Origin of the sequence: Acutalibacter intestini, assembly GCF_034334985.1 — a bacterium.
In the GTDB taxonomy this organism is placed as follows: domain Bacteria; phylum Bacillota; class Clostridia; order Oscillospirales; family Acutalibacteraceae; genus Acutalibacter; species Acutalibacter intestini.
This window is the reverse complement of sequence record NZ_JAWXXL010000028.1, coordinates 35,228-43,960: the sequence shown is the minus strand read 5'-3', so window position 1 is coordinate 43,960 and position 8,733 is coordinate 35,228. Positions and strand designations below refer to the sequence as shown.

Here is an 8,733-nt window from a genome sequence, read left to right as displayed (position 1 = left end):
CTTCAAATTGTTTCCGACTGATGTCACTTGGATAGCTTTTCCTCACCTGTCTTCCCCCCTCATCCCCTCTATTTTATCACTGGACCGGATGGTTGGCTAGATACTAAACAGGTTCTAAGGCCCACATAAAACAAGCGGCGCTCTTCCTCCTCATCTGCAAGGTCTTTACCTCCGCTAAAGGGGACCAGCCCTTTCTTCGCCCCATAGAGCATCACCACCGGGAATTCCAGCCCCTTTGCGCCGTGAAGCGTCATTAAAGTAACCGCCCCTGCTTTATACTGTTTTCCTCCACAGCGTTTTAGGTCGCCCTCTGTTCCAGTCTCCAGAGCTTCCAAAAGCTCCGGCATCTTCTGATAAAAAATCGCGGTTTGATGCAGCTTTTCCATTTCCTTTTTCTGTTCCAGCTTCATCTCTTTCATCCATTCCTCCAAAAGCTTTTGGGGCTTTTTCCGGTTTAGCTGTGGTTTATACTTTTCTGCCAGCGCCCCATAAAAGTCCATTGCCGCGTTTTCCTGCTCTCCTTTCCACAAAAGCCTCTGGGCCGTCTGGACGGCCAGCCTATCCTCTGGCTGTAACAGGGCCTTGAAAAAACAGATGGTCCCCCGCACGGTCTCTTCTTCCAAAAAGGAGTCCCGACCCGCCACCACGTAGGGAATCCCCTCTCTGGTCAGGCATTCTTCCAGCAGCCCGGCCTGGCGGTGGGTCCGGTACAGCACGGCAATGTCCTCAAATCCCCAAGCGTTCCCCTCTCTTGCAGGGAACAGCTCTTGGGCCTCCAGCATCCCAATTCCTCCAGCAAGACGGTTGATCTCCTTTGCCACAAAAATGGCCTCCGCTTTTTCGCTATCCGCCTCTATCACCCGGACTGCCGCGCCCTTGGGCCGGTGGGGGCGCAGGCTCCTTTTCCCGCCCGGATTGTGAGAGATTACCTGGGCGGCCGCTGCCAGAATTTGTGGTGTAGAGCGGTAATTTTCCTCCAGGACAACCTGGAACGCCTCTGGAAAATCTTCTATAAGCTTCTGAAAACACCTAGCGTCCGCCCCTCGAAACCCATAAATTGCTTGGTCCTGGTCGCCAATGACAAATAGCTCTCTGCCACCTTGGTTCCATGCTTGGAGCAGTTGGTATTGCAAGGGACTAATGTCCTGAAACTCGTCCACCAGGAGATAAGAAAACGAATTAAGCCCCTTGCTTCCCCTTTGAAGATTTTCTTTTTTAGCCATATCCAGCGCTTTTAGCAAAATGTCGTCAAAATCCAAAACGCCCCACTCTCTCATGCTGTTTTCATACGCCTCCCATATCTTTTCATCCAAAGCGGCCGTCTGCTGGTACATTTCATTTTTATAATTCGATATTTGGGTAAGAAGCTGGGTTGCGGACTGTTTCAGCTTATATTCCTTTCGTATTTTTTCGGCAAGTTCTCTCGTCTCCATCTCTCCTGCCAGAGAAAACTCTATACACTGGTCTTTTAAGAGCTTCCATGCAATAGAGTGGAAACTTCCCACCTGTAGCCTTTTCGCCGCTGCCCCTCCCAGCTGCTTCTGAATCCGTTCCCGCAGTTCTTTAGCCGCTTGGTTGGTAAAAGTTACCGCCGTGATGCAGGAGGGTTTTACCCGCCTAGTCTCTATCAAATGGAGAATGTGTCCAGCCAATGTTCCCGTCTTTCCAGTACCAGGCCCGGCCTTTACCACAGTAACCCGCTGGATAGACTCAATGGCCTGCCGTTGCTTTTCATTCCAAACAGGTTCTTTTCCCATGCTCTTTTCAGGCGAAACCGCTAAAACGCCGCTGAGATTCTTGGCATTTCTCATAGACAGCGCGGGGGCCTTTACGTTTTGCGGCTCGTCTGCTCTCTCCAAATTCCCACTATGCTTTGACGGAGTTTCCTCCGGCATATCCGCTTGTCCTTCAAACAAGCTTATCTGCCCATCCAGCCGCTGGATTTCCCCGGGCGCAAAAAGGCGGAGGCTCCCGTATTCACCGTCAAAGCCGGGCCGCCATGTCACCTTGCCTTTCCTTAAGCGCCCCACCCCTTCTGCAATCCGCTTTTCAGATACTCCAGAGATTTCTTCCAAGGGAATCTCCCTCAGGATGGAAAACTCAGACCCCAGTTTTCGAAGCATGGTCTGATATATTTTCCCCACTTTAACACTGGCTGGGGAATACCCTAAAGACGCGCCGATCAGCTCTGGCAACGGAACCAGGCTTTCAAACCCCACTGCCTGTGATCTCTGGTACCCCTCCGGACGGTCCGCCAGCTGCTCAATACGGTGGGAGACTCCTATGGTCAGCTTTCGGCCGCATACCGGACAAATCCCTCCATATTTTATCGTCTCAGAGGGCGAAAGACAGAGTCCGCATTTTCGGTGTCCATCGTAGTGATATTTCCCTTCCTCAGGAAAAAACTCAATCGTTCCCACCAGGCCTTGCCCGGTCTGAATGGCTTTTCTTAGGGCCTCATAGGACAGATTTATATCCAAAAGATTTGCCTCTCTGCCCAGCTTTGCTGGTGAGTGGGCGTCCGAGTTGGAAAGGAGCTGGTAATGGTCCAAGGCCGAAACCCGCCAGTTCATAGGAGGATCTGAGGAAAGCCCTGTTTCCATGGCACAGATATAACGCGACAGATCGCCAAAGCATTCCTCCACGGAATCAAAACCGGAAAACGCCCCAAACAAAGAAAAATGCGGGGTCCAGATATGAGCTGGAACATAAACAGCATCTGGGCAGATCTCTAAAAGGATCTCCAGCAGATCGTGGCAATCCAGTCCTAGTATAGGCCTGCCGTCAGAATGAATATTCCCTATGGTCTCCAGCTTGCAAGCAACCTGTTCCGCCTCCTCCAGCCCAGGCAGCAGAATCAGGCTATGTACTTTCCGGACCCGACCATTCTTTTTATAGATGGAACTGATTTCTCCTGTAATGACAAAGCGCGGCTGTATGCCCCCCATATCCGTATGAATCCGATGCTCTTTTTTCAGCACATAAAGTCCGTCTTCCGCTGGCTCCAGCTTTTCTGCTAGCTCCTGCCGCCATGCCGGGTGCGTGAAGTCCCCGCTTCCGACAATACCAATTCCTTTACGCTGGGCCCACAGGTCTAAATATTCCGGTGCGCAGTCCTTACTGGTTGCGCGGGAATAGTGGGAATGAATGTGTAAGTCCGCAATATAATTCATTGAATTCCTCTTTCACTCTATCATGCGCTTCTGAAGAAAGACTTTTGAATAACTATTTTCTTCATGGCCACACCGATACGATGTGTTCGAACATGAATCTTCTGAAAAGAATTCTGTTCTACGCATAGCACGAATATTGCATTTGGAAAAAACGAGCGGTGCGGGGACACCTTCCCTGCACCGCTTTTCTGTACCTTTAAATAATAGCAGATTGAGATGTAAAAGTCAATATAATGAGAAAATTTTGTGTTTGTAGCCAAGGCGGTTTTTATTCGCATCTACAGCATCTACCTTTTTCGCTATAGATGCGGCTCTAGCTGCCATAGCTCCACAGCACTCCCCCTCTGTGGAGTGAGTTGGCGTGTACCACAGGGCTCCCGCGCAAATTCATGGGCAGATGACAGCAAGTTCCATAATCCCCCGCACGGTCATCGAGTCTGGCTTGCCAGGGCCGGGTCAAAGGTCATGTTGGTTGCTTCGCCTGCTTTCCTCACCTCTCTGTTCACGCGGGTTTTATGCCTGGAATATTATGCTGTCATTTTCCAACACTCTTTATAGAGAGCTCAAAGGGACAGATATAAAAATAACGTTACTTTGCCCCGGAGCAACAGAAACAGAATTTCCAGCAAATGCAAATAATCAAGACGCCATTGCTATTCAAATATGCAGTTATGAAGCCGGAAGGGGTAGTAGAAATCGCTTAGTCAACGTTGATGAAAGGGAAAAGATTCGTTATTCTATGCATATATTTTAAGAACCTTTTCTATTGGCGCAACCAATATCCTAACTTTATTTATAAAAATGAGATCGCGAAACTGGACGGATAATCAAGGGGCAATAGACAAAATGCTACCGCCTCTTTGAAATATCATTGTAACCGTAAACCAAACACCGCCCCATGTAGGAGAAAGAAGGATAATGGCATGAAAAAGGAATATATCATCCTCATCTGTTTTATTCTCGTTGTGGCAGTAGGAATTATCAGCTTTTAATCTGCTGACCCGGCCTAAGAATTAGGTAATATGAGCAATGAGTATTCAAAGCCAGTCCCCACAACATCTGATATTTCTTTCATGGAAAAATCTGGCAACCGGATAAAGTTTGCTTTTGAATCGAATGGTATCAGCAGAAATTTGGACACGACCTTATACGATTTAGAGGGTAATGCTGTTTATACCTTGGATAATGCAAAAGAGTTGGTAACCTACTTTATCCTTGAACGTTCCACCACATATACATAGGTTGCTAGATGCGATCAGTTTGTCGGAACATATAAAACCTTTGTATATTTAGACCAAGCAAACACATCAACAGATTCCAGTTTATCGGTCTGATCAAAGTCCAAAACAGGGCGGCGGGGCAGATGTTGACCATCCTACCGCCCTGTCTGTTATTGCTCCATATCCTGCTTTCTGTGGGGCTGCCGTTCCTGCCGCAAAATATTGTAAACGCTCTTTCTGATTTTCTCGACTTCTTTTACTTCCTCTCTTAACGCAAGATATCTCTGACTGAATGTTTTCCTCTTGGCGGTCAGTTCGTTTGACATACTTGGTTTTCCATGCCTTTGTCAGGATTGTGGACTTGCCTTTCATCACGCCTTTAAGCTAATGGCAACACCGCACAATTCGCGGCTGGCGTCTTAAGCACCGTATTGCCTAATCTTTCGCCGCCGTAAGCAGGATTTGCTCTGCCATCCTCGCTACGAGAGGTGGGTCAACGGACTTTTCCTTGCCTCCACATGCATGGCAACAAGATCATTGCTCTCGACACCCAGCAAAATTTCCACCTGATGGAATATTTCCTTGTACTGCTCTATCTGCCCCTGGGGCAAGGAAATGAAGTCGTCCAGGCCCGCCTGGCTGAACGCCTTATACTCTTCATCCAGCCACCGGATCCGCGCCGAAACTGCCGTTTCCTCTTCCTTCAGCTCCGCCGCCCGCTCCCGCTTCAGCCTGCGGATAGTCCGCTCAATCTGTCGTTGCTTCTGGGTGACCTTGTACTGGGTGTAGGTCTTGCCCTCAAACGCAAAAGGCGGCGGGTCGATCTCTTCCAGCTCTTCATCCGTGTAGGAGCGCTGCATGACGCCCTCCACAAACGCGAAAAAATTATGGCGGTAGTTGGCCCTGCCGATGCCCGTGACAGAACCATAACCACAGGGCTCTACAAAGGCGGGGTAGCTTGGTTTCGCGATGTCTCCGAAAAGCCCCCTTGACCTTCTCTCGTTTTTCGAGTACAATCATACTAGAATATAGTAAAGTCGATTTTCTGATTTTCATCTGATTCCTTTAAGGTTACGCCTCCTCCGCAAAAAATGAAATCTCAATCCGTCCCTCAAAGCTCTCCCCGGCCCAGCAAACAAAACACTGATCAGCCATCTCGAGACGCAGACACAGGTCCTTTTGGCGATTATGGGGTGGCTATCTTAGGTGCCCGTAGCGCTACTGACTATGAGAGCAAGCCAGCCCTCATTGCAAGTTATAAGTCTACCAATCATAGCGGAGAAAATAAAATGTTTATGGCCGCCATTTAGCGACAAGGTATTTCAAAACGGCTCCCAGCATGAAACCGCCATCATTTCCGGTTCAGACGAAACCTATAATGCTCAAAATTCTATAAAAAAGATCCGGTCAGAAGGGGCTTGGAGGTAGAACAGGCCTATCTTTTGCAGGATGTGACCAGCAATGTTACCATAAAAGTCACGGAGTCTTTTAATGAGTGAAAAACTGACAAAAGCATTATGCTCTCCTCATTAACAGCGGGATCAACCTGTTCGTCTTAGCTACTCCCCGGGCGGGCTTTGTTATAAAAAAATATGCCAGGCAATTCTATGCGCAGCAGGAAAATAAGCAAGCCGTCCCCGCTGCGAAAACACCAAGAGCGGCAAAAGAAACAGACTTTCCCAAAGTGGATCCTCTCCCCAGAGAATTCACATCATTTGGCTTACAAACCCCGCCCCATAACAAAAGACATTCGCTGTCAGGGGCTGGGGACGTTGGAATAAAATAACCTAGAAAGGGACATAGCAATGAATAACGAAGAGAAAATTTTGAGCATATTGGAAAAGATGGATACGCAGTTTAACCAGATCGATGGGCGGTTTAACCAAATAGACGAGCACTTCAACCAAATAGACGAGCACTTCAACCAAATAGACGAGCGCTTCAACCAATTAGACGAGCGCTTCAACCAAATAGACGAGCGCTTCAACCAAATAGACGAGCAGTTCGGACAAATTGACGAACACTTCAACCAAATAGACGAGCAGTTCGGCCAAGTAGACGAGCGCTTCAACCAAATAGACGAGCAGTTCAACCAAATTGACAAGCGCTTCAACCAAACAGACGAACGCTTCAACCAAACAGACGAACGCTTCAACCAAATAGACGAACGCTTCAACCAAATAGACGAGCAGTTCAGCCAAATAGACGAGCAGTTTAACCAGATGGACGTACGGCTTAGCAATCTGGAACAAGGGCAGGGGGAAACTAACGCCAGGCTATCTCACATGGAAGAGGAGGTAGATATCATTAAAGAGGATACTGCCATTACTCGCACGGCAACCAATACTCTGTTGGATTGGGCAGAGCAGGCAGAAGTGCAGATCAAGATACCTCTTTATCGCAAAGCAGAATAATCCCCCGGAATAGGAAGGGGAATATATTCATGGGACGCTAACATGAGGCTTTGTTTAGAAGTCGTTCCAGAAAATGAGTTTAATCCTGTGAAATTCAGCACGAGTTAGACAGGGAGAGACCTAAAGCCCTGGCTGCGAGAAATAGCCAAGATTTTAGTACCAATCACAATCAGAATAACGCAATTAATGAATTTGTAAAATTAAGGCAATACCGCAGAATTCTAAGTACCGTATTGCGCAGTCAGATTTTTCGTCAGAGGCTACAGATTGAGCGCCGCAATCTCACGATTGACAAGCGAAAGCTGTGCGCTATCACGGAAAATCTGCAAGCAAGACGGTGGTTAAGGCGCCAGCCGCGAATTGTACGGTGTTGCCTTAATTATACCAATAACAGTCATAACCGGGTAACTCTTTGGGGGATAGCCGCTATTTATATGTACCCAAAACTACGTCCCCTCTTAGAGAGGCGGCCGTTATCATTAAAAACCCCAATGGCTTTGACATGGTAGTCAAACTGTCTTGCAACCGGCGTAATCCTTATGCGGTCAGAAAGTAGAACTAATATGGTTAAACACATACCACTCCTGTACAATTCAAACCACTATCAAAGTAAGTGGTATTATTTACGGTATACAAACTGGGATGTATACTCCTTTCGTTAAATAGAAAAATGGATTTGCGCCGAAAGAGGAAAGCCGCCCATTTATGGGGCGGCTTTTGATGCTCTTATCCATAGACTTGGCAACAACCGCGCCAAAAAATCTTTCAGCTACTTCAAGTAATTCATTCGTATCTGCGCCACTTCACAGCGCTCAGCGACGCCCGGTGGATCCAGCAGTCCACCGCCCTTGCTGTTTATGATGCCGTTTTCCGTTGCCCAGCACGCTGCTCGCAAAATACAAATGCGCAGGCCCCAATACCTGTTACACCACTGCCAATTTCCAGCTTTTTGATTTCGCTGCGTCGCACAAACCAAGGAGCGGTAGAAGCGCCTTTAGAGTTAGAAGGAAGAATATTCATAATCTATCATATCCCCGTCCCCGATATTGTAAGCGTCTCCCCCTCATCTAACGTCCATCTCAGATTATCTCCACAAGTACCTGAAATAGGTAAACCCTCCGCCCCTGCGGGCAGCGGCAAACATCCTGCCAGACAGCACAGTACCAGAACCAACGACAAAAACCGCTTGAACATCTTAAACCCTTCCTAGGGCTGGTTTGAAAATAGAGAAAGTGCCGTCTTTTTGCCCTGGCCGGTGCGGTTTGACGAAGAAAACCGCAAGGAATCCTTTCGTATTACGAGAATTTTCCACACACAAATCCGCCCGGACCGGGCAAAAAACGGTGTTTGCGATTTATCAAACAAGCCCTAATACTCTTTCGCCCGCTTCCATTTGAAGTGAAAGCAAGACCCTCTGCTTATTCCTGCCGTGCAACCGGGCAGCTTCCCGCCGCATTTGGGGACCCCCTACTCGCTGCTGGGCTACCCAATCCTAATATTCATGGGCTTCCGATATGTCAAAAGGCAGTACATTCTGACAGCTGGTTTATTTGCATTCACTATCCCCTATAGTAGATGGCGGTTTGCAACGATTATTTATGAGCCAAAAGCGGCTACAAGCATGATCAAAAGAACGTTTTGCGGCACGACCAGGAAAAGAGGGAAAACGCTGCTCCTGCTTTTAACCCTGTTCGTGACCTCTATGTTTGGTCTGCCAGGGCTTTCCATTCTTGCGGCAGCAGCGTCTTTGCAGTAGATTTCTACTTTACTAGCGGTTTCGGACTGGGGAGCAATTACAGCCGCCTCCCCTCCGTTTCCAATTCCAAGTATTTCAACTACTTCCGAGGAAGCGGGTTTAAGTTGGTGGAGGGACTGCATATTCCCCCGGTGGACGGTCACTCCGTCCTAATCCGCAGGTCACTGGCT

Annotated in this window: 6 protein-coding genes; 3 read left to right on the top strand and 3 right to left on the bottom strand. The window is 48.1% G+C overall.

Annotated features, from left to right (window positions below; genetic code table 11):
- Positions 1 to 68: 68 nt before the first annotated feature.
- On the bottom strand, positions 69 to 3,173 hold the full coding sequence (locus tag U8U68_RS16340; protein WP_322202691.1) for a UvrD-helicase domain-containing protein: 3,105 nt from the start codon (positions 3,171 to 3,173) through the stop codon (positions 69 to 71).
- A 1,022-nt stretch (positions 3,174 to 4,195) separates the two neighbouring features.
- Between U8U68_RS16340 and U8U68_RS16335 the strand changes: the two genes are divergently transcribed.
- Positions 4,196 to 4,414, top strand: a complete 219-nt coding sequence (locus tag U8U68_RS16335) for a hypothetical protein (protein WP_322202690.1) — start codon at positions 4,196 to 4,198, stop codon at positions 4,412 to 4,414.
- 458 nt (positions 4,415 to 4,872) lie between these two features.
- Here the strand turns inward: U8U68_RS16335 and U8U68_RS16330 are convergent, their stop codons facing one another.
- Positions 4,873 to 5,409: a phage minor capsid protein gene (locus U8U68_RS16330; RefSeq protein WP_322202688.1), complete on the bottom strand. Its 537-nt coding sequence runs from the start codon at positions 5,407 to 5,409 to the stop codon at positions 4,873 to 4,875.
- Between the two features lie 75 nt (positions 5,410 to 5,484).
- On the opposite strand from U8U68_RS16330, the gene U8U68_RS22470 reads away from it, so the two are divergent.
- Both U8U68_RS22470 and U8U68_RS16325 read left to right on the top strand, forming a co-directional pair.
- Complete coding sequence (locus U8U68_RS22470) at positions 5,485 to 5,703, top strand: DUF5067 domain-containing protein (RefSeq protein ID WP_367575842.1); 219 nt, start codon at positions 5,485 to 5,487, stop codon at positions 5,701 to 5,703.
- Between the two features lie 495 nt (positions 5,704 to 6,198).
- Positions 6,199 to 6,807 carry a hypothetical protein gene (locus tag U8U68_RS16325; RefSeq protein ID WP_322202686.1) on the top strand — a complete coding sequence of 203 codons (609 nt, stop codon included), beginning with the start codon at positions 6,199 to 6,201 and terminating at the stop codon, positions 6,805 to 6,807.
- Positions 6,808 to 8,403: 1,596 nt separating this feature from the next.
- Here the strand turns inward: U8U68_RS16325 and U8U68_RS16320 are convergent.
- Positions 8,404 to 8,706: a hypothetical protein gene (locus U8U68_RS16320; RefSeq protein WP_322202684.1), complete on the bottom strand. Its 303-nt coding sequence runs from the start codon at positions 8,704 to 8,706 to the stop codon at positions 8,404 to 8,406.
- Between the last annotated feature and the right edge of the window lie 27 nt (positions 8,707 to 8,733).